Origin of the sequence: Paenibacillus eucommiae (assembly GCF_017874215.1) — a bacterium.
Lineage (GTDB): Bacteria > Bacillota > Bacilli > Paenibacillales > NBRC-103111 > Paenibacillus_AI > Paenibacillus_AI eucommiae.
In genome coordinates this window covers 1-22851 of sequence record NZ_JAGGLB010000022.1, presented here as the reverse complement: position 1 = coordinate 22851, position 22851 = coordinate 1, and the positions used below count along the sequence as shown (strand labels likewise).

Annotated in this window: 22 protein-coding genes; 13 read left to right on the top strand and 9 right to left on the bottom strand. The window is 47.6% G+C overall.

Features of this window, described 5'->3' with window-relative positions:
- Position 1: 1 nt before the first annotated feature.
- Complete coding sequence (locus J2Z66_RS26570) at positions 2–832, top strand: amidohydrolase family protein (RefSeq protein ID WP_209975772.1); 831 nt, start codon at positions 2–4, stop codon at positions 830–832.
- Positions 833–890: 58 nt separating this feature from the next.
- Here J2Z66_RS26570 and J2Z66_RS26565 read toward each other — a convergent pair whose 3' ends face one another.
- Positions 891–1334, bottom strand: coding sequence for a hypothetical protein (locus J2Z66_RS26565; RefSeq protein ID WP_209975771.1), 444 nt, complete (start codon positions 1332–1334; stop codon positions 891–893).
- Between the two features lie 210 nt (positions 1335–1544).
- On the opposite strand from J2Z66_RS26565, the gene tkt reads away from it, so the two are divergent.
- Both tkt and ppnP read left to right on the top strand, forming a co-directional pair.
- Complete coding sequence (tkt, locus tag J2Z66_RS26560; protein ID WP_209975770.1) at positions 1545–3566, top strand: transketolase; 2022 nt, start codon at positions 1545–1547, stop codon at positions 3564–3566.
- A 24-nt stretch (positions 3567–3590) separates the two neighbouring features.
- On the top strand, positions 3591–3902 hold the full coding sequence (ppnP, locus tag J2Z66_RS26555; RefSeq protein ID WP_209975769.1) for a pyrimidine/purine nucleoside phosphorylase: 312 nt from the start codon (positions 3591–3593) through the stop codon (positions 3900–3902).
- Between the two features lie 538 nt (positions 3903–4440).
- Here ppnP and J2Z66_RS26550 read toward each other — a convergent pair.
- Positions 4441–5757, bottom strand: a complete 1317-nt coding sequence (locus J2Z66_RS26550) for an NAD(P)-binding domain-containing protein (protein WP_209975768.1) — start codon at positions 5755–5757, stop codon at positions 4441–4443.
- Positions 5758–5883: 126 nt separating this feature from the next.
- Here J2Z66_RS26550 and J2Z66_RS26545 point away from each other — a divergent pair, with 126 nt between their 5' ends.
- The 4 genes from J2Z66_RS26545 (at position 5884) to J2Z66_RS26530 (ending at position 8773) form a co-directional block, all read left to right on the top strand.
- A complete protein-coding gene (locus J2Z66_RS26545; protein WP_209975767.1) occupies positions 5884–7236 on the top strand; it encodes a glucose-6-phosphate isomerase in 1353 nt (450 codons plus the stop codon).
- 107 nt (positions 7237–7343) lie between these two features.
- A complete protein-coding gene (locus J2Z66_RS26540) occupies positions 7344–7985 on the top strand; it encodes a YigZ family protein (RefSeq protein WP_209975766.1) in 642 nt (213 codons plus the stop codon).
- Positions 7986–8069: 84 nt separating this feature from the next.
- Positions 8070–8294: a DUF1128 domain-containing protein gene (locus J2Z66_RS26535; protein WP_209975765.1), complete on the top strand. Its 225-nt coding sequence runs from the start codon at positions 8070–8072 to the stop codon at positions 8292–8294.
- 143 nt (positions 8295–8437) lie between these two features.
- Positions 8438–8773, top strand: coding sequence for a hypothetical protein (locus J2Z66_RS26530; RefSeq protein WP_209975764.1), 336 nt, complete (start codon positions 8438–8440; stop codon positions 8771–8773).
- Positions 8774–9412: 639 nt separating this feature from the next.
- On the opposite strand, the gene J2Z66_RS26525 is transcribed toward J2Z66_RS26530, so the two are convergent.
- The 3 genes from J2Z66_RS26525 to J2Z66_RS26515 form a co-directional block, all read right to left on the bottom strand.
- On the bottom strand, positions 9413–9706 hold the full coding sequence (locus tag J2Z66_RS26525) for an alpha/beta-type small acid-soluble spore protein (RefSeq protein ID WP_209975763.1): 294 nt from the start codon (positions 9704–9706) through the stop codon (positions 9413–9415).
- Positions 9707–9794: 88 nt separating this feature from the next.
- The gene (locus J2Z66_RS26520) at positions 9795–10280 is read right to left on the bottom strand and encodes a GtrA family protein (protein WP_209975762.1); all 486 of its coding nucleotides are present in this window, start codon (positions 10278–10280) and stop codon (positions 9795–9797) included.
- A complete protein-coding gene (locus J2Z66_RS26515; protein ID WP_209975901.1) occupies positions 10277–11311 on the bottom strand; it encodes a glycosyltransferase family 2 protein in 1035 nt (344 codons plus the stop codon). Before J2Z66_RS26515 ends, J2Z66_RS26520 begins: the two co-directional genes overlap by 4 nt.
- A gap of 174 nt (positions 11312–11485) precedes the next feature.
- Here J2Z66_RS26515 and J2Z66_RS26510 point away from each other — a divergent pair, with 174 nt between their 5' ends.
- Positions 11486–13039 (top strand): SAM-dependent methyltransferase, encoded by a 1554-nt coding sequence (locus tag J2Z66_RS26510; RefSeq protein ID WP_209975761.1) that lies wholly within the window; start codon positions 11486–11488, stop codon positions 13037–13039.
- 16 nt (positions 13040–13055) lie between these two features.
- On the opposite strand, the gene J2Z66_RS26505 is transcribed toward J2Z66_RS26510, so the two are convergent.
- On the bottom strand, positions 13056–13991 hold the full coding sequence (locus J2Z66_RS26505; protein ID WP_209975760.1) for an RluA family pseudouridine synthase: 936 nt from the start codon (positions 13989–13991) through the stop codon (positions 13056–13058).
- Between the two features lie 179 nt (positions 13992–14170).
- On the opposite strand from J2Z66_RS26505, the gene J2Z66_RS26500 reads away from it, so the two are divergent.
- From J2Z66_RS26500 to spoVB, 4 genes are all read left to right on the top strand, one after another.
- A complete protein-coding gene (locus J2Z66_RS26500; RefSeq protein ID WP_209975759.1) occupies positions 14171–15010 on the top strand; it encodes an SDR family oxidoreductase in 840 nt (279 codons plus the stop codon).
- A gap of 102 nt (positions 15011–15112) precedes the next feature.
- Positions 15113–15373: a hypothetical protein gene (locus J2Z66_RS26495; protein ID WP_209975758.1), complete on the top strand. Its 261-nt coding sequence runs from the start codon at positions 15113–15115 to the stop codon at positions 15371–15373.
- Between the two features lie 87 nt (positions 15374–15460).
- Entirely contained in the window at positions 15461–17224 is a 1764-nt protein-coding gene (locus tag J2Z66_RS26490) for a B12-binding domain-containing radical SAM protein (protein WP_209975757.1), read from the top strand.
- 140 nt (positions 17225–17364) lie between these two features.
- Positions 17365–18924 (top strand): stage V sporulation protein B, encoded by a 1560-nt coding sequence (gene spoVB, locus J2Z66_RS26485; protein ID WP_209975756.1) that lies wholly within the window; start codon positions 17365–17367, stop codon positions 18922–18924.
- Positions 18925–19417: 493 nt separating this feature from the next.
- On the opposite strand, the gene J2Z66_RS26480 is transcribed toward spoVB, so the two are convergent.
- Genes J2Z66_RS26480 through mnmL form a run of 3 tightly spaced genes read right to left on the bottom strand, consistent with a single transcriptional unit; the run spans position 19418 to position 21996 of the window.
- Positions 19418–20383, bottom strand: coding sequence for a type I phosphomannose isomerase catalytic subunit (locus J2Z66_RS26480; protein ID WP_209975755.1), 966 nt, complete (start codon positions 20381–20383; stop codon positions 19418–19420).
- Positions 20380–20994 (bottom strand): tRNA 5-(aminomethyl)-2-thiouridylate-methyltransferase MnmM, encoded by a 615-nt coding sequence (mnmM, locus tag J2Z66_RS26475; RefSeq protein ID WP_209975754.1) that lies wholly within the window; start codon positions 20992–20994, stop codon positions 20380–20382. Before mnmM ends, J2Z66_RS26480 begins: the two co-directional genes overlap by 4 nt.
- A 48-nt stretch (positions 20995–21042) precedes the next feature.
- Entirely contained in the window at positions 21043–21996 is a 954-nt protein-coding gene (mnmL, locus tag J2Z66_RS26470; protein WP_209975753.1) for a tRNA modification radical SAM protein MnmL/YtqA, read from the bottom strand.
- Between the two features lie 160 nt (positions 21997–22156).
- Here mnmL and J2Z66_RS26465 point away from each other — a divergent pair, with 160 nt between their 5' ends.
- Positions 22157–22612 carry a WGxxGxxG-CTERM domain-containing protein gene (locus tag J2Z66_RS26465; protein ID WP_209975752.1) on the top strand — a complete coding sequence of 152 codons (456 nt, stop codon included), beginning with the start codon at positions 22157–22159 and terminating at the stop codon, positions 22610–22612.
- The last annotated feature ends 239 nt before the right edge of the window (positions 22613–22851 follow it).

Below are 22851 nucleotides of genomic sequence, written 5' to 3'. Positions count from 1 at the left end.
TATGATCATTGATTCTCATCAGCATTACTGGAAAATCTCACGAACCGATTACGGCTGGTTAAAGCCGGAGGTGGGACGGATTTACCGGGATTATTTGCCGGAGCATCTGACGCCTCTGCTGCAGCAGTATGGCGTACATCAAACGGTAGTCGTACAGGCGGCTCCAAGTACTGAAGAGACAGAGTTTATGCTGCAGTTGGCTGATAATGAGGAGACGATTGCGGGTGTCGTCGGCTGGCTGGATATGGAAGCCGAGAGTTTCGGGCAGCAGTTGAATCATTACCGGAAGCATCCTAAGTTTGTCGGAATAAGACCAATGATTCAGGATCTGCCTACAGAATGGCTGCTTCAGGATCGGGTGCTTGGACATTTAAAGCTGCTCGCAGAAACTGGTTTTCCCATTGATTTGCAGGCTAATACGCGGCATCTGCCAGTTATTGTAGAGGTTCTACGGTACATTCCGGAGCTTCACGCTGTTATTGATCATTTGGCCAAGCCTGACAGGCTTGGAGGCGCTCTGCAGCCGTGGGGAGCGCAAATGGCTGAAATTGCCGCTTATCCTAACATTATGTGCAAGCTTTCCGGTATGGTGCCCGAAAGCGAGGACGCTCCCTGGTCGCAAGCAACCATTTCCCCCTTTGCTGAGCATGTAATCCGCATATTTGGCAAAAATCGGGTGATGTTTGGCAGCGATTGGCCAGTATGTTTGTTCTCGGCGACTTATGAACAGGTCATGGAGTTGTTTGCCTCGTTTATCGGCGCTGATTGGACTGAAGCTGAGATTGAAGCCGTTTATGCGCAAAATGCGATTCGTTTCTATCGTTTGGGATAAAATTGCTCTTCTATAGCTATTTTCGCTAAGCCAAGGCTCTCCTTTTGCGAGCCTTGGCTTAGCTTCGATTTCTGCTGCTATTTTTTTGCCATACAATACCGAACACAGAAAGCGAAATACTATAAAGCACATGACCGGCAATCCACCAGCACAGCGCAGATACATCATAAATAGAGGGTGTCCGGTGGGACAATAGCGTTAACGGAATAAATAAAGGAACTGGAACAAGACCAAGCAGTGCTCCCCACAGCCAGGGATTTGGGCGATATTGTATCAGCAGAGTAAAAACAATGCCAATAACGATTGCAACGATTAAATGAAAAGAAAATTCCTGCCACTCCGGCAGCGGTTCTGGGAAAAAAGGGAGAAAATCAACATTAAGAAGCAGCGTGTATACGTCTGCAAGCCCGTTTGCTTCAATGAGTTTGAAGAAGAACCCGAGAATGAAGCCGGTTATTAAGCCATAAACGGATCCCCGAAAAACGATTTTAATCATTGGCATAGAGGCAGACTTCCTTTTTAGCTAATATATTTTATATCATTCCATAAGTTTTCAAAGTTTCTGATAGTTTGTCACATCCTGATCATGGATTGTATTCGGGAAAGGAAAAACATTTCCTGCTCTTTATATGAAAAAAGATTGAATGTGGTAAAGCTCTGAAGCAAATGGTACAATAATGCAAGTGCTAGCTATATGTAGGAGGCAAAGTTTATGACAGTAACGAACAAATCTATTGAAGAACTCGCGGTCAATACGATCCGCACACTAGGTATCGACGCGATAGAAAAGGCCAAATCGGGTCACCCTGGAATCGTAATGGGCGCCGCGCCAATGGCTTATGTACTTTGGACTGAGCAAATGAAGCATAACCCGGCTAATCCTGAGTGGATCAACCGCGACCGCTTCGTTTTATCTGCAGGTCATGGCTCTATGCTGCTTTATAGTCTGCTGCATCTGTGCGGCTATGACTTACCTATTGAAGAAATCAAGAATTTCCGCCAATGGGGCAGCAAAACACCGGGGCACCCGGAATTTGGCCACACTGCAGGCGTAGATGCTACAACGGGTCCACTTGGTCAAGGTATCGGTATGGCAGTTGGCATGGCTATGGCTGAGGCTCATCTGCGTGCAACTTATAACAAAGAAAATTTCCCTGTTATTGATCACTACACCTTCGCAGTTTGCGGGGATGGCGATATGATGGAGGGCATTTCTTCCGAAGCCGTTTCTTTAGCTGGACATCTAAAGCTGGACAAGCTGATCATGCTGTATGATTCTAACGATATCTCCCTAGATGGAGAGCTGAATATGTCTTTCTCTGAAGACGTGCAGAAGCGCTTTGAATCTTATGGCTGGCAGGTGCTTCGCGTTGAAGGGCAGAATGATCTGGAAGCAATCGCTAGTGCATTAAGCGAAGCCAAGGCAGATACAACCCGTCCGACATTGATCGAGGTCAAGACGACGATTGGTTACGGCAGCCCGAACAAAGGCGGCAAAGGCGGTCACGTTGGCCCCCATGGTTCACCGCTTGGTGCTGATGAGACCAAGCTGACTAAGCAGTTCTACGGCTGGCCTGAAGAGCCGGATTTCTATGTGCCTGAAGAAGTGAAGGCCCATTACGCGCTCGTTAAAGAGAAAGGCATTCAATCTGAAGCATCATGGAACAAGATGCTTGCAGAATATATAGAAGCTTACCCGGAGCTGGGCAAGCAATTCAATCTGGCTGTCAGCGGCGAGCTGCCTGAGGGCTGGGATGCTGAGCTGCCTGTTTACACGACTACAGACAAGCCTATCGCGACACGCGCAGCATCCGGAAATGCCATCAATGCCATTGCCAAGCATTTGCCGCAATTATTCGGAGGCTCTGCAGATTTGGCCAGCTCGAACAATACGATGATTAAAGCAGACCAGGATTACACGGCGGCAAATTACTCTGGTCGCAATGTCTGGTTTGGGGTTCGTGAATTTGGCATGGGCGCGGCTATGAACGGGATAAGCCTGCATGGCGGACTCAAGATCTACGGAGCTACATTCTTCGTATTCTCTGACTACCTGCGTCCTGCTATCCGGCTTGCTGCCCTAATGAATCAGCCTGTCGTTTATGTGTTTACACATGACAGCATTGCTGTGGGCGAGGACGGACCTACTCATGAGCCGATTGAGCAGCTTCCCGCACTTCGTGTCATTCCAGGTATTACGGTCCTGCGTCCGGCTGATGCGAACGAAACCTCCGAAGCATGGCGTTATGCGCTGGCACAAGCGGATGGGCCTACTGCCCTGCTGCTAACCAGACAGAATCTGCCGATTCTCGAAGGTTCTGCAGAGCTTGCCAAGGCGCATTTAAGCAAAGGAGCATATGTCATTTCCGATGCGGAAAATGGTCAGCCTGCTGCCCAAATTCTGGCTACCGGCTCCGAAGTGCAACTGGCTGTAGCGGCTCAAAAGCTGCTGGCCGAAGAAGGCATCCAAGTTCGCGTGATCAGCATGCCAAGCTGGGAGCTGTTCGAGAAGCAGTCGCAGGCTTACAAAGATTCCGTTATTTTGCCTGATGTGAAGAAACGGCTTGCTGTGGAAATGGCACAACCTCTTGGCTGGGAACGTTATGTTGGAGATCAAGGAGCTATTCTTGGCATCACAACCTTCGGAGCTTCGGCGCCTGGAGATACAGTGCTGAAAGAATATGGATTCTACCCCGAGAACGTGGCGGCTAAAGTAAAGGCTTTGTTGAATTAAGATTTATAGAGGAGGAAGAGCGGCATGTCAAGCTTTGACAACGTACAAGTCGTAAAGAAAGCCAACGTATATTTTGATGGTAAAGTCACGAGCCGCACGGTAGTATTCGCCGATGGTACCAAAAAAACTTTGGGAATCCTGTTGCCAGGCGAATATGAATTCGGTACTGATACTGAAGAAGTGATGGAAATTCAATCAGGCGAGCTTAAGGTACTGCTTCCTGGGGAAACTGAATGGATCAACATCAAGGAAGTTGGCGTCTTCACGGTTCCTGCCAACACCAAATTCAAGCTCGAAGTACTCACAGTAAGTGACTACATCTGCTCTTACAATTAGGCATAGAAGCCTTAATAATAGCAACGTCAAAATGCGCCTCTCCTTTTTCCAGGAGAGGCGCATTTGCTTTAAGTGCACAGAGGCAGGGGGGAGGGCGGCATTTAATCATCTTCAAGAAGCCAAACACTTCTTTAACGATGAAAAACATCGTTAAAGAGACAGATTTACGGCAAAAGCCTGACTTAGCGATGAAAAACATCGTTAAAAGTCCAGAAGTCAGCCAAAAGTGGAGTCCAAGGCTGATTTAACGATGAAAAACATCGTTAAAGAGCCAGATTTATGGCAAAGGTCTGACTTAGCGATGAAAAACATCGTTAAAGTGCAGAGAGTCTTTTTTTCACTCTTCCTCTTCCTCTTTCTCCCTCTCAGCTCAGCTCCAATAGATCGCAACGCTGCACTAACTAGTTAGGCTTCCTGTGACTCTCATGACTCTCATGACTCCTGTAATCCTGTGACTCCTATAACTCGCATAGATCCCATAACTCCCATAATTCCCATAATTCCCATAATTCCCAGAACTCCCGTGGCTCCTCTGTGACTATCCTTGCAGGGAATGCTGGTTAGAATGATCAATATGATCATCTATGTACTGCTCAAGCTTAATCTGCACATAAGGAGGAATGCCGGATAACAAACAGCCGTAGTGGAACAGGCCGCCGCTGGATTTGATTCGAATTACTTTAGATGTGATGGGTGGAAGCTTGGCATCCTGTGGAAAATGAATAACAATGAACATATCAGGCGCCAGTGGAAATTCCGATGTAATTTGCAGCCCGCTTTCTGATAAATCAATAAGTGTGCCGTCAATATTCTGCCCGGAGAAGGAGCCTTCCTGCTCCCATTGGTAGATGGACAGCTGCAGCTTAATATTCAGCTGTACTCTCGTGTCGCGGCGGCGGTTCCGGGCAGCGGCCGGACCGTCCGGCTTGTCTGACAAGTACATGGAGGAAGCGGTAGAAGCATCCGGCCGTCGAATGGCCTGCTGCTGCATCCAACTCTCGTAGCATACGATTACAGCGCATAAATCTTCTTCGCCAAGGCCTTTGCTCATGCCTATCTGGAACATACCGGTAGCAGCATGCAGAAGAGGGGCAGGAACGCCCATTTGTCCGCTTAAATCAGAAGCAAGCAGCATATCCTTGAGCATCAGCTTTAGCGAGAATTGATTGCTGAAGTCACGATCAATGATTTTATCTCCTTTGAGCTCAGCTTGCTTGCTGTTGGCGCCTCCAGCTTTGACGATTTCTAGGAAGCTTGCCGGATCTATGCCTGCTTTGGTGGCAAGGGAAAGTCCCTCGGCCAAACCAACGGCATTGATACCGACCATGGTATTGTGGGCAATTTTGGCATAGGAGCCAGAGCCTGAAGCTCCCAGAAAGAGCGCTTTGCTGCCCAGCACATGGAACAGGTCGATCTGCTCTTCGAAGGCTTCCTTGCGGCCGCCAATCATGAATGTCAATGTGCCGGCCTCTGCGGCAGGCGTGCTTCCAGTAACAGGCGCATCCAGAAAGTCCACAAGGTGGCTGGCCAGCTCCTCAAACAGGCGTTTGCTCGTCTTAGGTGAGACGGTACTGCAATCAATAACGGTCAGTCCAGGATGAACGCCTTCAAGAACGCCTTGCTCCTTGTAGAAAATATCAAGAAGGGCATCATCATTACTTACCATGGTGAACAATACATCTGAGTTCCTGGCCGCGTCAGCCGGTGTTAATACGACTTCTGCGCCGAGCTGTGCGAGCTCTTCCGCTCTCTCTACGGTCCGATTATATACGATTACGGAATAACCATTGCTTAGCAGGTTTGCCGCCATAGGTTTGCCCATAGTGCCAATACCAATAAAACCGATACGTTTCATAACAATCACCTCAAGCTTAATATATCATGCCGTGAGGTTGCTGTGAATAACGAGTTGACTTGCATTCGCGCTTGCAAATAAGTATGCTAATAAAAGAGTACATAATGTAGTAGGAGGGAACCTGGAGTGACAAAATTACAGTTTGATTATAGCAAAGCTTTATCTTTTTTAGGGCAGCATGAGGTAGATTATTTGACGGATCAGGTTCGCCTGGCTCACGACCAACTACATAATGGAAGCGGAGCAGGCTCCGACTTCCTGGGCTGGATCGATTTGCCTGTTGATTACGATCAAGCGGAATTTGCCCGCATTCAAGCTTCTGCTAAGAAGATTCAAGGGGATTCTGAGGCTCTTGTCGTGATTGGGATCGGTGGATCCTATCTTGGGGCCAGGGCTGCTATCGAGATGCTTTCGCATTCTTTTTATAACTTACTGCCTAAAGACAAGCGGAAAACACCGGAGATTTACTTTGTCGGTAACAATATCAGCTCCACCTATGTAACACATTTGATACAGCTATTGGAAGGGAAAGACTTCTCTGTCAATGTCATTTCCAAATCAGGAACAACTACTGAGCCGGCGATAGCTTTCCGTATTTTCCGCGAGCTGTTGGAGAAGAAATATGGGAAGGAAGAGGCCCGGGGGCGTATTTATGCTACAACGGATAAAGCCAAAGGGGCGCTTAAGAAGCTAGCTGTAGAAGAAGGCTATGAATCTTTCATCATTCCGGATGATGTTGGCGGGCGTTATTCTGTACTTACTGCTGTGGGGCTTTTGCCAATCGCAGCCGCAGGCATTGATATAGAGTCGATGATGAAAGGCGCGGCGGATGCGCGTGCTGAATTTGCAAATCCTCATTTGCATGAAAACCTCAGCTACCAATATGCAGCCGTGCGTAATGCGCTTTACCGCAAAGGCAAGACGATTGAAATACTCGTTAATTACGAGCCTTCACTGCACTTCTTCTCCGAATGGTGGAAGCAGTTGTTTGGCGAAAGCGAAGGAAAAGACAATAAGGGGATTTATCCGGCAGCCGTGGACTTCTCAACAGATCTCCATTCCATGGGGCAATTCGTCCAAGAAGGCAATCGGATCTTGTTCGAGACTGTAATTCTGGTGGATCAAGCTACAGAGCAGATTACAATCGGAACGGATGCGGATGATCTGGATGGACTTAACTTCCTGAGCGGCAAGACGATGGATTTTGTTAACAAAAAAGCGTTCGAAGGTACTATGCTTGCGCATTCCGATGGAGGCGTGCCGAACCTGATTGTGACGATTCCGGACATTTCGCCATACACCTTTGGTTACTTGGTTTATTTCTTCGAGAAAGCCTGCGCGGTCAGCGGCTACCTGCTCGGAGTCAATCCATTCGATCAGCCTGGTGTTGAGGCTTACAAGAAGAATATGTTCGCCTTGCTTGGCAAGCCGGGCTTTGAAGAAGAGAAAGCGGCTCTTGAAAGCCGCCTGCAGAAATAATACCGTATGAAGCATCCATCCTTAGGGGTGGATTTTTCTTTAACATCCATGCTTTTTTGATATAATATGAACATGCAGGTCAATATCAGTATTCGGAAAGGGCGGCCATGATCGCACATTACAAAACACTTCGGCAGTACGGTACCTCTGAAATTATCATTAAGAAATCGCGCTTCATCGGACATGCCAGGCCGGTTCAATCGGAAGAGGAAGCACTTGCTTTTATTGAGGGAATTAAGAAGGAGCACTGGTCCGCAAGCCATAACTGCTCGGCGTACATCATCGGTGAAAAAGACCAGATCCAGAAGCAGTCCGATGACGGGGAGCCGAGCGGTACAGCCGGGAAGCCGATACTTGAGGTGTTGAAGCAGCAGGGAATGAAGAATGCCGCAGTAGTGGTTACCCGCTATTTTGGCGGCATCATGCTGGGGGCTGGTGGTTTAATTCGTGCGTACACGGATGGTACTGTAGCAGGCATTGAAGCTGCGCAGCCGATATATATGGTTAATCACCGCGAAGTCAGGATCGAGGTCGACTATACCTGGTACGGCAAGCTGGAGAACGAGTTTAGAAACAGGGGACTGCTGCTTGGAGATGTCCGGTTTACGGACAAAGTGGAAGTGACCTGCTATCCGCTGGATGCCGAAGCAGAAGCATGTATGAACTGGATAACGGATGTTACACAGGGCCAGAGTATGGTCCATTTCGGTGAGAATGAGTATAAAATACATACGGAGTTACCAGGTTAAAGTCTAATAAGCTAACACCAGGCAGACAAACGTGCTACAATGGTAGGCAAACAGGGTAACAGAAATAGAGAGGATGAACGATCTATGGATTTAACGCAGCAGTCTGAAGAAAGCGTACAGTTTATGTATGAGAGCATTACGAGAAAGCTGAGAATGGCAACAGGGGGTTCCATTAAAGCGGGGCTGCTGAAAGAAGAGGCTTTTGAGGATTTAAAGGACTTATACGATATTGTGATGAGCAAAAGCAATTTTAGTATCAGTGAGATTGATGCGATTACTTCTGAGCTTGGTAAGCTTAGAAAAGTTTAGACCAGCGTTTCAATAAAGCCTGCGAGAAAAGTATGCTCCTGCGTATTTTTAGTTACTACCGGACAACTAACCACTCCACTTCTGTATAGATGTCATATCCTATAGAGCAATGCTATCCCTGATAGCGAAGGAGGTGGACGTTCGTGGAATCTAAAATCCGCAAGGAAGAAATAAAGAAGCTGATCGGCAAACAAGTTTACGCTTTGAAAAAGGATGGATCGGTGCATACTGGCAAGCTCGTCCGAATCAAAGGAAGTACGCTAATCCTTGCGCCCAAAAAAGCAAAAGGGGTTCAAACAAAGGCTATTATTCCGCTCGTATTGTTTGATCTTCTTGCCATAGGTACTGCACCTTATGCTTACGGTGGTTATGGTGGTGGATTTGGCGGCGGTTATGGCGGTTTCGGAGGTGGCTATCCAGTCAATGGGTTTGGTGGCGGCTTCGGAGGCGGCTTTGGCGGATATCCAGGATTTTGGTAAGCTTCAAATAAAACAAGAGCAGAGACTCCTTTCAGGTGAAAAGGGGTCTTTGCTCTTGTTAGAGGGAAAGGATATGGGAGGAAGAGCGATAGTAGCGGTCCGCCTCCCCCCGAAAAAATGAAGTGTGCGCTTCACATAACGATGTTTTTGATCATTAAAGGGAGTGTTTCCCGGTCAACCGTCATGTTAATGATGATTTTCATCGTTAAAAGAGGAAGGATGGCCTCTCTGGGTGGCTAAAAGGATTTTAACGATGTTTTTCATTGTTAAAGTAAGGTTGTGGAGGGGAACTGGTGCTTTTAGCTATGAAAAACATCGTTAAAGCACCAGTTCCTTCTCAGCTGCGCGCGCTTTTCATTCCCAGCGCCTGCGCGCTAGGAAATCTCCTCTAATCAAGAGAAAAACCCTTGCTGGCTGTCCGTTTGAGCTTGGTGTTCGTGCGATTGTAGCTAGAGAGAGGGAAGGGGTGTGGGCGGAAGAGCGGAAGCGTCCGCCTTTAAAGATTTGTTCCAACCCCCTCATCCATTCCATTAAAGGGAACAAATCTTTAACAGCGGCTGGAGCCCACACCCCTTCCCTCCACAACGCTCCCACGTCACGAACACGCTTATCAAAGGACGTCGCAAGGCGTCTTCTCAATCAACGATGCAGTGATCGCTCATCTGCCAGCTTTTGCTGAGCCATTCGCACCATTTCCCGTACCATAGCGCCGCCAATCGGACCGCCGATTTTGCCGGCATCCTCAGACCTCAGATCCCCGTTGTAACCGGGCTGCAGGGGTATGCCCAAGGAGCGGGCTACTTCATATTTCACGGCGTCAGGGCGGCTTGGATTCACGTTGTAGCCCTTATCTTTCATCACTTTCATTTTAAGCTGGTCAAGACTGGACTCAGCTCCGGGGACAAGAGCCCGATGATTTCTTCTTCTGGCCATTGTAATCTCACCTCTTTGAGGTTAGGATATCCCAGCGAATACAATTCTATCAGCGTTAACGAAGCGATAACGAAGAATTAACTAAGAGTTAACGATCCGAACCTCGCCCGCGCTCTAAACTTGACACGCTCAATTCCTTGGCGGGCAGCGCAGGAGTGCGGAATGTGAAATATTTATGACCTAAGTAATTGCTAATCGTGTACATACCGTTACCGAAAAGAATGGCTGCGTTATGAACCCATGTTTGGTTAGTGGACGGAAACAGGGAGGACCACAGGTTTCCGAGCAGCAAGCTGGTGCCGTAGGAGAAGCCGTAGCAGCACAAAATAACAAGAGCGAACTTCCACCAGCTGTTTTGAACGCTGACCTTAGAACGAAAGGTGAAGCTCCGATTCAACACAAAGCTGAATGCAGCACCAATCGTATTTCCTAAAAATGTTGAAGGCCAATATCCGAGATGAAGCACATTGTACAGCACAAAGCTTAGTCCTAGCCCAACAAGCGTGTTGAGGATGCCAACTAATAAAAAGCGGGCAAAGCTGCTTTTGTACCAAGAGGAACCCGCCGCTGTCATTGTAATCTCCCTATAGTCGTGGTTTCCATTTGCTGAACCGGCAGGGGGGCTTTATTGGTGTTTGCAGCTGCAAGCACCTCTTTTTCGATAATAAACAGGGGGCGCTGCTTCACTTCTTTATAAATTTTGCCGATATATTCACCAATCAAGCCTAAAGCAAGCAGTTGGACTCCGCCGATAAACCAGACAGATAGAACCAGAGAGGTCCAACCGGTCACGTTAGCACCTGTCAGCTTGCCCACAATTGCATAAATAGCCGCTCCAATGCTGACAACGAACAGTAGAAAGCCCATCAACGTAACAAACCGGATCGGAGTTATACTAAATGAGGTAATTCCGTCAAAAGCGAACCCCAGCATCTTTTTTAATGGATATTTGGATTCACCGGCAAAGCGTTCTTTGCGGTCGTAATGAACCTTGGTGCTGGGAAAGCCGAGTAAAGGTACGATGCCGCGCAAGAAAAGATTCACTTCTTTAAACCGCTCAAGCTCCTCCAGGGTTCGTTTGCTCATTAACCGGAAGTCAGCGTGGTTGTTATGAATATTTACGCCCATTTTGATCATTAGCTTGTAGAAGCCTTCCGCAGTTGCTCTTTTGAAAAAGGTATCGGTTGTACGGCTTTGCCTGACACCGTAGACGATATCATAGCCTTCATGGAACTTGATAACAAATTCGCGAATCGCTTGAACATCATCCTGAAGATCCGCGTCTATAGATACTACACAATCCGAGTAGGCTTTCGCTTTCATAAGCCCTGCTAACAGCGCGTTCTGATGACCGGCATTTTTGGCCAGCTTCAGGCCCGTAACACAAGGATTGGCGAGATGGAACTGTTCGATTAATGACCAGGTCCGGTCTCTACTTCCATCATCAACGAACAGCAAAGTGCTGTTGTCTGTGATAAGACCTTCTTGAATCATATCTTTTAATATTTTATTTAGCTGTGTGATGGTTTCAGGAAGCACTTCTTCTTCATTGTAACAAGGGACTACTATAGTTAAAACGGGTTTAGACACAAAATTCGACTCCATCCTAAAGTGTGCTTGAGCTTGCTTGGAACTATTATAGCTTAATAGCAGCAGGGTTGCTATTGCTCCGGCCTTCAAATCGCTTTCCGTGTGTGTTATGCTTTTGTTCATTAATTAGTAATTCATTAATTAGAATTATCGCTACACTAAATTATTATTACGAAATGACAGGTGATTATGAAGACAGGACAGCAGCAACGGATTTACCGATTCTCACAAGCACCCATCTGGGAGCTGCAGCGAAAATATTTCGAAGAGCAGGGAATCCAGGCTTGGCAGTCTGGGGAGGTCCCTCAATATATTACCAGCAATCCAACGATGGCCCAAGCTTATGCCGAGATCATTTTTGGTTTTTTACGCGACAGGGCCGTAATGGGACTTACCGCTGATCCGGTATATATACTTGAGCTTGGCGCCGGGTCCGGCCGCTTCGCTTATCATTTAATGAAAGCATTGTGCAGGCTTCTGGATGATTCAGGGATTAAAGCTGCCCGCTTTTGCTACATTATGAGCGATCTTCCTGCTAAGAACGTCGCCTATTGGCAGCAGCACCGCTATTTGCAGCCTTTCGTTCAGGCGGGTCTTCTTGACTTTGCGCAGTTTGATGCTGAGCATGCTTCTGCTCTGCAGCTTACCGAATCGGGTCTGAGCATCCATCCTGGTGATTTGCAGCAGCCGCTGCTCATTGTGGCCAATTACTTTTTTGACAGCATTCCTCAAGAGCTGCTTTACGTAAATGAAAATCAGATCTATGAATGTGGAATATCTTTGCAGTATCCTGAAGAGGCTGCTGATCTGAGTACGGGTGAGCTGCTGGAAAGCTTGAATCCGGAATATCATTACCGCAGAGCAGAGGAATACGAAGCCAATTCGTATGTTTATAAAGATCTCATAGAGTTATACAGGCTTCACCTTGATGATTCTCACTTTTTATTTCCCGCGGTTGGACTAAGCTGCCTCGAAAGGCTTGGCCGGCTTTCCAGCCAGGGCTTGATGCTGATTTCTGCTGACAAAGGCGATCATAGATTGGAATACTGGGAGGATCGGGAAGCTCCCAAGTTAATTCGTCACGGCAGCTTCTCACTGACTGCTAATTATCATGCTCTGCAGTACATATATGAGCGCAAGGGAGCCAAGACCTTGTTCACCTTGCATCATTACAATCATTTGAATATAGGCTGCATACTTATGCTTGACGATCCTGAAGGTTACAAGGACACCAGGCTTGCCTACCGCCGATTTGTGGAAAATTTTGGACCCGATGATTTTTTTAGCTTGAAAAATATGCTTGACCTGCACATGGACAGTATGGAGCTGGTACAGCTGCTTGCCGTTTGGCGGTTAAGCGGGTATGATGCCCAATTGTTTATTCAAAGCTTCAATCGAATCCTGGCTATGCTTCCCACAAGCACTGAAGCCGAAATGCAGGATATAGCCAGAGCCATTGATTTTATGTGGGAAGGCTACTACCCTATTGAGGAAAAGCATGATTTAGCCTTCGACTGTGGACTGCTGTTGTATGAAATGGACATGCTGGAGGAGGCTCTTGTTTTTTTTGAGCATTCCCTAAGCGCTTATGATGCCCATGTTGCTGTTTACTACAATACGGCGATTTGCCACTATCAACTGGGCTCTGATGAACAGGCTGAAGCTTTTGCTCTGCAGTCGTTAAGCCTTGAGCCTGAGCATGAAGGAGCCCTTGCGCTTATAAAGCTGCTGAAAGCTCCGTAAGCGCTGCTCTGGTATTTTATTTTTGAAAGGGCCGCATAAATTTCTCCGGAATGCGGCTCTCGAATTTCAGCGCTTTGCCAGTTGTTGGATGCTCAAAAGCAAGAATGCGGGCATGAAGCCCAAGACGGCCAATGATGTTCGTTTTCGATCCATACTTCTTGTCGCCAACAACGGGATGTCCAATGTCTTTCATATGCACGCGAATCTGGTTTTTTCTGCCCGTCTCCAGTTCGACCTGAAGTAACGAAAATTCGCGGGTTGTTTGCATAACCGTATAATGCGTAATGGCTTTTTGTCCGTCATCCTCTTTGTGACTGGAATACATAAGTAGTGTCTTGCTTTCTTTGAGCCAGGAAGTGATCGTACCCTCAGGCTTCTTAACCTCACCTTCGACTAACGCGATGTAACTGCGCTCCAGCACGGCATCCTGCCAGGCGTTCTGCAGCGCCTGCTGGGTCTTCTCATTTTTGGCGAACATCATCACACCAGATGTATCGCGGTCCAGTCGATGTACGACAAAGATCCGATTTTTGGGATTGCTCCTGCGTACGTACTCCATAAGCTGACGGTATGCAGTTACTTCCTCCACATCTTTGGTCGCTGAGACAGACAGCAGCCCTGCCTCCTTCTGAATGACAATCAGATCCTCGTCCTCATGCAGGATATGAACCCCAACCAGCTTAACTTGCTCCATGACCTTAGCCCAATGAATGCTAACCTGCTGTCCTGGCTGCAGGGGATGATTATATTTCGTGACAGGCTTGCTGTCGACGAACACTTGACCACGGGCGAGAATCGATTTGAGTGCATTACGGCCCCGGCTTGGCATCGCCTCGATTAAGAAGCTCATCAGTTCAGCAGGCTCTTGAACCTTTAGTATCGTTATTTTTTCCTGAGCAGGGCTCGATTTGCTTGTTTTATGCTTATTCATACCAGTTGTTAGGCTCCCCATACTATATTTCCTTCCAATATATCACGCCATAGGGGGCAAAAGAAACTTTAATGTCGACAAATGATGACCCAAGTGCTCCGCAGCTCAGCCCCCTAAGATCCAAATTACAGGGAAGTAATTCCAGTTTGGCCAGGCTACTATGCTATAATAAGCGTAATTCAGGGACGGGAGGCAGTCAGATGCACAATAAAATCGTGATGATTACCGGTGCGAATTCGGGCATGGGATTAGCTACAACGATTGAACTTGCGAAGCTGGGGGCCAGAGTCATTATGGTCTGCAGAAGCAGGGAGCGGGGCGAAGCAGCGCTTCTAGAGGCAGTCAAGCAAAGCGGTTCCGAGCAGATCGAGCTGATGCTTTGCGATTTGGCATCGCTTGCCGATATAAGAGCGTTTGCGGAGGCGTTTAAAGCCAAATATGATGTGCTGGACGTGCTGATCAATAACGCAGGGGTAGTTTCAATAAAGCGGGCGAAAACCAAGGATGGCTTTGAAATTCAGCTTGGTGTGAATCACTTGGGGCACTTCCTGCTGACGAATTTACTGCTTGAAGAGCTGAAGCGTTCGCCACAGGGCAGAATCGTGAATGTATCATCTGCTGCGCACAAATCAGGAGATATCAATTTCGATGATACGCTTTTCCCAAAAGGATTTAATGTGTGGACGGGATATGCCCGCTCTAAGCTTGCCAATGTACTTTTTACCAAGGAGCTGGCCAGACGATTAAAAGGGACTGCCATCACTGTGAATTCTCTTCACCCGGGTGCTGTTGGTACGCATATTGGCGTTAATCGGGAAAGTGGTTTTGGAAAGACGATTTGGAAATTGGTCCGCCCGTTCTTTCTTTCAGCGCTCGAAGGCTCACGAACCGCGATCTATCTGGCGACTAGTGATCAAGTGGCAGATGTGAACGGAGAATACTTTTACAAAGAAAAAATTGCACCTGTGTCCAAAAAAGCAAGCGATCAGCAGCTGGCAGAAAAGCTATGGATTTGGAGCGCAAAGCAAGTCATGCTGTGAGTGTAAGGGAATGTAAGAAAGTATGAGGAATTGTAATCATGCCTGCACCGAAGGGTAACGAGTGGTCTGCATGTATGTTTTTTGAAGCAGGGGGCATATTGAGTGCTAAATACTTCAATACTTCAAGAAAAGGTGACAGCCATGCTATTGTACAAGCTTACCCAGCAAATGGAGGAGCGTTCAGCCCTGCAGCAAGCTTTAAGAAGCGGAGATGAGGGGTCTGATCTTTTGCAGGCGAAGATTCAGCAATTGGAAGCCGAGCTTCATACCCAAGCGGAATACTGGAAAAACTCGATCGAACAGCCCATTGCCTTTGAGCAGCCTTATGAAGCGCCTTATCTGGATGAAGAAATAAGCTTTTAGTCCGGATAAGCTTTCCTTTTGTAATTCCTTGTTTTTCCGTGTAGAATTAAAGGACTATAAACGTGGACAAAAACGAGGGTATCCCATATGAAAATTATTCTATCTACATTAAATGCCAAATATATTCACACTTCGCTTGCTTTGCGCTATTTAAAGGCATTTTGCGGCAATGATTTCGATGTGGAAATTACCGAATATACGATTAAAGACCCGGCTATGAACATCGTCTCTGATTTGTATCAGAAGGCTCCTGATGTGCTGGGTTTTTCCTGTTATATCTGGAATATCGAAGAAACGATTCAGATTATCCGGATGATCAAGAAGGTCAGGCCTGAGCTGCTGATTGTTCTTGGTGGTCCCGAGGTTTCCTATGACACTGAATATTGGATGCAGCGCATACCTGAGGTCGACTTTATCGTCATGGGTGAAGGGGAAGAGACCTTTCATCATCTGCTGCAGGAAATTACTATGACACGTAAATATCACTTTGTATATGGAGCCGCTTACCGTAAAGGGGCAGAGATCGTGCTCAATCCCGGCAGGCCCAAGTTGAAGCTCAGCGATATTCCTACTCCGCACCGGTTTGCCGAGGATCTTCCCAGCCTGGGGAACCGTGTCGTCTATTTTGAGACGAGCCGGGGCTGTCCTTTTTCCTGCCAATTTTGTTTATCGAGCATCGAAGTGGGGGTTCGTTACTTTGACATGGACCGCACGAAGAGCGACCTGCTTTTTCTGATCGATTCGGGGGCAAAGCTGATTAAATTTGTCGATCGTACCTTTAATATTAAGCGGGACTACGCACTGGAAATGTTTGATTTCTTAATTCGCAATCATCGTGGTACCGTCTTCCAATTTGAGATTACTGCGGATATTATGCGTCCTGAAGTGCTGGACTTTCTTGCCGAGAATGCCCCTCCAGGGATTTTCCGCTTTGAGATCGGTGTGCAGTCCACGAATGATCTTACCAATGAGCTGGTGCAGCGCAGACAAAATTTCACGAAGCTAGCGCGCACTGTCAGCAAGGTCAAAGCAAGCGGCAAAATCGACCAGCATCTGGACTTGATTGCCGGGCTTCCTGAGGAGGATTACGCTTCTTTCCGTAAAACCTTCAATGATGTGTTTGCGCTGGGACCTGAAGAGCTGCAGCTCGGATTTCTGAAAATGCTCCGCGGCACTGGAATGCGCCAGGATGCAGAGAAGTACGGCTATGTATATATGGATCATGCGCCATATGAGATTCTAGGCAATGACATTCTGCCTTTCACGGATTTAATACGCATCAAACGGGTTGAAGATGTGCTGGAGAAATACTGGAATGCGCACCGCATGGACCATACGATGAACTATTTGATTAAGCGTGAATTTGCTTCTGCCTTTGATTTCTTTCAGGAGTTCGGTGACTATTGGGAGGAGCGCGGCTGGCAGAAAATCGGCCATCAGCTGGAGGATTTGTTTACAAGGCTTAGAGCTTTCCTGCTGGACCGGGGTACCCTGCAAATGGATGTGATAGAGGGGCTTATGAAGCTCGATTATTTCCTCGGGCACAAGTACCGGCCGCGTAAAATTTGGTGGGAATTCTCTCTTAGCAGGGAAGAGCAGTCCGATTATATGAAGCTGATTGCCGATCACCCTGAGCGGGTAACGGGAGATTTCAGCAGCATCAACATTGCTAAGAAGGATCTGCAGAAGCATGTAATGATTGAGCGGCTTCCTTTCCAGCTTGAGCATTATCTTCAAAGCGGCATCGTGGATGCGGAGGAGCAAGAGCTGTTGATTATTTTCTATCGGCTGGATGCTGGCGGCAGCGCTGAGTTTTATACAATGCCTATCAGGCAGCCTGCAGCAACATAACATTTACAGAGGCCAAGGCCATGATTTTCTACTAAGGTAGAGCATCATGGCCTTGGTTGATTTATTGGCTGCTTGTCAGCATGTATTTCCATTTTTCGAATATCTTTAGATATTAGATAAATGAGGAGTGGAGATAGGGCATGGTGCTGCACAAGCAAACCTTTACTCGAGGCACGTTCATTTTGACCGTATCCTCGTTTTTTACACGGGTGCTTGGATTTGTGAACGGAATTTTGTTGGCTCGCTTTTTGGGGGCGGAAGGCGTTGGGCTGCTGATGATTGCACATCCGCTGCTTCCGCTTTTCATCACATTAACTGAATTGGGGCTGCCGGTTGCGATATCGAAGCTTGTTTCCGAAGCAGAGGCTCAGAAAAACACTGCGCGAGTAAGGCGTATATTGGTCGTATCCCTGACAGTTACAGGAACGCTGAGCATCGTTCTGACGTTATTTGCATTGTTTGCGTCTAAGTGGATTGCTTCCGTGTTTTTGGCGGATCAGCGGGCTTATTATGCTATGGTCGCCATCACACCGATTATTCCGATCATCGCCATGTCTGCTGTGCTAAAAGGTTACTTCCGTGGCAAGCAAAACATGAATCCGCTGGCACTTTCCGACATTATAGAAAATGTGGTGCAAATCGTTGTTATCATCGGCGTTGTTAACTGGCTGCTGCCGTACGGAATTGCTTATGCTGCAGCAGGTGCAATGGCCGCCGTCGTAATCGGGGAAGGCTTCGGCCTGTTCTATTTATTCGCCATGTTCAAATGGTCGGGCAGGGGCAGACAGCAAAACGTTATTGCCGATGCAGCCCAGCCGCTTTCAAAGCAGGGAGACCGAACGCTGTTTGATCTGCTCCGAATCGGATTACCGATGACGGGCAGCGGCTTTATCCATTCCATTTACCGTGCGTTTCTGCCTATGCTCATCACCAAAAGCCTCGTCCTGTACGGTGTTAGCACAGAAATGGCGACGAAGCAATTTGGACTGCTCGCAGGCTATGTCATCCCGCTGCTGCTGCTGCCTGGCTTTTTTACGCAGTCTCTGTCCACGGCTTTAATTCCCGCTATCAGCGAGGCTTCGGTTGACAGCAACCTCCGGCTTATACACAGCCGAATGGATGTCGCCATGCGTATGGCGCTCATTGTTGGTCTGCCATGCACCATAATTTTATTTCTATGGGCTGAGCCATTGGTTACAGTCATCTATCATGCTCCGGAAGCGGGCATTTTGTTGAAGCTTATTGCGCCGATGTTTCTTCTGTATTATTTTGAAGCGCCGCTGCAAGCGATCCTGCTAGGCTTGGGGAAAGCGTCGACCGTTATGTGGAACCATGTCCTGACGAATATTTTTGAAGTGATCGCCATTTTTGCGTTGGGCTCCAGATTCGGCATCGAAGGAGTAGCCTGGGGATTCGGCTTCGGGATTTGTATGCTGACCCTGCTTAACTTTTTGTCCGTATCCAGCTCGATCGGGTTTTATTTTGATTTCCGCATCGTGCTTAAGGCGGGCGCAGGCGTAATCGTCATGACGATTTGCGGTATGGCCACTTATTCGATCCTGACGCGGTATGGCCTAGGTCAAACGATTGAAGTTTTAGGTGCAGTGCTTGTATCGCTGCTCACTTATGTCGCGATGCTGCACGTAACTCATGTGCTGAGTATCCGGCCGAAACCGCCGGCTCTCACACCGATCCCATAAGAAAAACATCGTGAGGCGTCCATTGAGGTGGGTGTTTATGACGTTTGTGCTAGGGGGAGGGGATGGATGTGGGCTCCAGCCGTTGTTAAAGACCACACGAACACCAAGCTCAAGCACAAACGGACAGCCAGTGAGGGTTTGCTTTTGACTTGAAGGGATTTCCTGGCGGGTGAAGGCGCTGTGGATGAAGAACGCCCCTGCTAGAGCTTACAACTAAAAAGGATCTGCTACTTTAGCGATGTTTTTCATCGTTAAATGCAGCAGATCCTTCGACATTCTTGCTTTAACGATGAAAAGCATCGTTAAAATCACTTCTAACCGCCCAGAGTGGCCATCGGACCTCTTTTAACGATGAAAATCATCATTAAAGTGGGGGAGTCACCTGGAAAACACTTGCTTTAATGATGAAAAACATCGTTAAGTGAAACCGTAGTTCCTTTCTGATTGCCTTTGGAGAAAGAATGGTAATACCGGTAAAGTGTCTGATTCAACCTTATGGCAAATAGCTGCGGATTACAGTCATACTGCCTTCTAACGTGTAGGCTCCCAGATTGGCAGGGAGCAGGAAGCAGTCTCCTGGCTTGGCTGCCAGTTCGCCTTCATCCCATCCTAGGCTGCCCGTGCCGTCTATAATCATAAGGATAACGAAGCTGGCGGGTGAGGTGTGGAGCTGCCATTTGGATCCGACAAGTCCTTTTTCTACAATGAAAAAAGGAGATTCAGCCAAAGTAAGCCACGTGCCAGCTTCGGTGATACTCGTTGTCATTCGAGTTGAGCCTGAGCCTTCATAAGCGATTACGTTCAAAGAATCCTCAATATGAAGTTCCCGAAGCTTGCCATCAAGCCCCAAGCGATTATAATCATGGAGCCGGTAGGTAGTGTCCGAGTTTTGTTGAATTTCAGCCACCAGCACTCCGCCTCTCAGTGCATGAACGGTTCCGGCCGGAATATAGAAGGAGTCGCCTGCTTGTACGGGCACCTCCTGAAGACAATCCATAATCCGATCTTCAGCAATGGCTTTTGCCAAGCTTTCTCTGGTGACGCCTTCGTTTAACCCATAAATAATTGTAGATCCCCGCTTGGCATCTATTACGTACCACATCTCCGTTTTGCCCAGTTCCCCTGGAGCAAGCTTGGCATAATTGTCATCCGGGTGAACCTGGATGGATAGATCTTCGGCACAATCCAGCAGCTTGATGAGCAGTGGAAATCGGCCGTTTTTCTCTGAAAAGCCCTTCGTACCGAAAAACAGAGAGCCGTAGTCCCGCCTGATCTCATCGAGTCCAAGCCCTGCCAGCTCTCCGTTGCGCACCTTGGTCGTGCCATGGGGATGGTCGCCGATCATCCAGCCTTCTCCAATTACGCCTGCTGGCAGGGTAAAGCCGAATTGCTCCAGAGCTCTGCCTCCCCAGACACGTTCTTTCATTTCCGGATCAAATTGTAATGGGTATGGTTTCATATAATTCCTGCTTTCCTCTTGCTTGTGTTTCCAGCTTTCTTCTCTATGGCAAGCAAATAAGGCGGATGATTTTGTTGATTTGCGAATTGATACCGCAGTACCTCATATTCATTTTGGGGCAGCTGCTGTGCCCATGTCTCTACTGCTTGTGCTTCCTGGGCCCCGCCATGATGTCCTGTATATAGAACTATGGTTACAAGCCCGCCAGGACGAAGAAACTGCAGAGCTGTATGTAAGGCAGGGAGAGTGGAAGCCTCCGTTGTTGTAACATCCCGCTCCCCCCCAGGTAAATAGCCCAGATTGAACGTGACGGCAGCCACAGTACCGATGTGATCTATGGGAATGGCTCTGGCCATAAGAGCATGATTGCATAAGGAAAGCCGGACAAAAGAAGCCGCATCCGGAAATTCCTGCTCTAGGCGCAGCATGGTCAGATCAAGCGCTTGCTGCTGGACATCGAAACCATACACACAGCCCTTTTCTCCCACAAGCTTCGCTAATAATAAGGTATCGGCGCCTTTACCAAGAGTAGCGTCGATAACGGTATCGCCTGGATGAATGCACTGCATCAGTAAATGATGCGAGAAGCTTAGTACCGAAAGTAAATTCATTGTTATATCCTCGCTATTTGAGAAAAGTTAGGCCGGTCAGTTGAGTCCTCAGGCCTTTACCCATTTCTTTCCTTGCCATGTATTTCTTGCTGTCAGTTCTGCATCAAAGGCGTTCAGCACCTCCCATTTGTTCAGGCTCCACATCGGTCCGATCAGCAGATCACGCGGCGCGTCCCCAGTTAGACGGTGTACAATCATTTCGGGAGGCAGCAGTTCAAGTGTATCGACGACTAACTGAACATATTCCGTTTTTTCCAGAAACTGCAGCAGCCCGGCTTCGTATTGCTTCACCATAGGTGTTTTGCGCATGAGATGCAGCAAATGAATTTTAATTCCCTGCACATCCATTTGAGCGACAGCGCGGCCTGTATCCAGCATCATTTCATGAGTTTCTCCCGGAAGTCCATAAATAATATGAGCACAGGTTCTTATATTATGCTTCCTTAATTTGGCGACAGCGTCCAGATAGCACTGCGTGTCATGGGCTCTGTTAATTAGAACGGAGGTTTCCTCATGGACGGTTTGCAGTCCCATTTCCACCCATAGATAAGTACGCTCATTCAGCTCAGCTAAATACTCAACGACATCGTCAGGCAAGCAGTCTGGTCTGGTGGCAATCGACAGACCAACCACACCAGGCTGCTCCAAAATGAGTTCGAAATATTCGCGAAGCTCAGACACTGGGGCGTAAGTATTCGTGTAGGCTTGAAAATAACCGATATATTTCGCTTCCGGCCACTTCTGATGCTGCAAATCGCGAATTTTGTTGAATTGTGTAACCAGGTCATCGCGGCGGCTTCCGGCAAAATCACCGGAGCCCCTGGCGCTGCAAAATGTGCAGCCGCCTTTGGCGATCGATCCATCCCGATTGGGGCAGGTAAATCCGGCATCGAGCATCACTTTGAATATTTTGCCGCCAAAATGCTCACGCATTTCATAATTCCATGTATGGAAACGTTTATCTCCCCAAATCAAAGGAGAAGCTTCAGTTATTGAGGTCATAGGAAAAAGCTCCTTCAGTTTTTCTTATCAATTACCCTTATTGTAACGAAAATCAGCTGTGAAAGCGAACATTCTTACTTTCCAGCAAGTTCCCCGATAAAAGGAGAGGCGTTGGTGAATCCTATCTTTTGTACGATACTTTCTCGAAAGGGGTTCAACCATGAAAAAGCTTAAATACCTCACTCTTACAGTAGCCCTTACCTCTGCAATCACTTTAGGTGGTGCAGCAGCCCATGCCAATATGGCAGGTGGTGCGGCAACAGGCACTCCAACAACAACAGGAGCTGCAACAGGATTGGGAGCTGCTGCGACCCTCACTCCAGGAACCTATACGGGCAGCAACTATGATGCCACTACGGGAACCACTACTGGAACAACTACTGATGGAGTTAGGAATACCACTCGTGGTTATGGCAACAACATGATGGATCGAATGAATACAACTGGAACAGGAATTAAATCAACAGGTAATTATGACACATCTTCCTACAGGTCATACGCTGCTACTAACACTAACAGGGGTATGAACTGGGGATGGCTGGGACTTGTTGGACTTCTTGGCTTAGCTGGTTTGCGTGGAAATAACAGAAACAATGATGAAGCTCGTCATCGTTAAAAAAGGTTTACCAAACCTCTCCAACTGGAGAGGTTTTTTAATGGTTTGCGCGCCTAGGCAATCGAGGTAGGAGCCAATTCACCTCGAATTGTCTAGAATTGCCCCGAATTGTCCCGTATTGCCCACAATTGAGCGCAGGCTTGATTTAACGATGTTTATACGAAAATAAAACTGAACTCCTTGGCTAAAATGATGTTAGAAGGCAAAAAAAGGCCTTGTGCTTTTAAAAGTAGTTAATG

Excerpts from the sequence above, each read along its gene's own strand:
- J2Z66_RS26570 (WP_209975772.1), top strand. The coding sequence starts at position 2 with ATGATCATTGATTCTCATCAGCATTACTGGAAAATCTCACGAACCGAT.
- J2Z66_RS26565 (WP_209975771.1), bottom strand. The coding sequence starts at position 1,334 with ATGCCAATGATTAAAATCGTTTTTCGGGGATCCGTTTATGGCTTAATA.
- tkt (WP_209975770.1), top strand. The coding sequence starts at position 1,545 with ATGACAGTAACGAACAAATCTATTGAAGAACTCGCGGTCAATACGATC.
- ppnP (WP_209975769.1), top strand. The coding sequence starts at position 3,591 with ATGTCAAGCTTTGACAACGTACAAGTCGTAAAGAAAGCCAACGTATAT.
- J2Z66_RS26550 (WP_209975768.1), bottom strand. The coding sequence starts at position 5,757 with ATGAAACGTATCGGTTTTATTGGTATTGGCACTATGGGCAAACCTATG.
- J2Z66_RS26540 (WP_209975766.1), top strand. The coding sequence starts at position 7,344 with ATGATCGCACATTACAAAACACTTCGGCAGTACGGTACCTCTGAAATT.
- J2Z66_RS26535 (WP_209975765.1), top strand. The coding sequence starts at position 8,070 with ATGGATTTAACGCAGCAGTCTGAAGAAAGCGTACAGTTTATGTATGAG.
- J2Z66_RS26525 (WP_209975763.1), bottom strand. The coding sequence starts at position 9,706 with ATGGCCAGAAGAAGAAATCATCGGGCTCTTGTCCCCGGAGCTGAGTCC.
- J2Z66_RS26520 (WP_209975762.1), bottom strand. The coding sequence starts at position 10,280 with ATGACAGCGGCGGGTTCCTCTTGGTACAAAAGCAGCTTTGCCCGCTTT.
- J2Z66_RS26515 (WP_209975901.1), bottom strand. The coding sequence starts at position 11,311 with ATGGAGTCGAATTTTGTGTCTAAACCCGTTTTAACTATAGTAGTCCCT.
- J2Z66_RS26510 (WP_209975761.1), top strand. The coding sequence starts at position 11,486 with ATGAAGACAGGACAGCAGCAACGGATTTACCGATTCTCACAAGCACCC.
- J2Z66_RS26505 (WP_209975760.1), bottom strand. The coding sequence starts at position 13,991 with ATGGGGAGCCTAACAACTGGTATGAATAAGCATAAAACAAGCAAATCG.
- J2Z66_RS26500 (WP_209975759.1), top strand. The coding sequence starts at position 14,171 with ATGCACAATAAAATCGTGATGATTACCGGTGCGAATTCGGGCATGGGA.
- J2Z66_RS26490 (WP_209975757.1), top strand. The coding sequence starts at position 15,461 with ATGAAAATTATTCTATCTACATTAAATGCCAAATATATTCACACTTCG.
- spoVB (WP_209975756.1), top strand. The coding sequence starts at position 17,365 with ATGGTGCTGCACAAGCAAACCTTTACTCGAGGCACGTTCATTTTGACC.
- J2Z66_RS26480 (WP_209975755.1), bottom strand. The coding sequence starts at position 20,383 with ATGAAACCATACCCATTACAATTTGATCCGGAAATGAAAGAACGTGTC.
- mnmM (WP_209975754.1), bottom strand. The coding sequence starts at position 20,994 with ATGAATTTACTTTCGGTACTAAGCTTCTCGCATCATTTACTGATGCAG.
- mnmL (WP_209975753.1), bottom strand. The coding sequence starts at position 21,996 with ATGACCTCAATAACTGAAGCTTCTCCTTTGATTTGGGGAGATAAACGT.
- J2Z66_RS26465 (WP_209975752.1), top strand. The coding sequence starts at position 22,157 with ATGAAAAAGCTTAAATACCTCACTCTTACAGTAGCCCTTACCTCTGCA.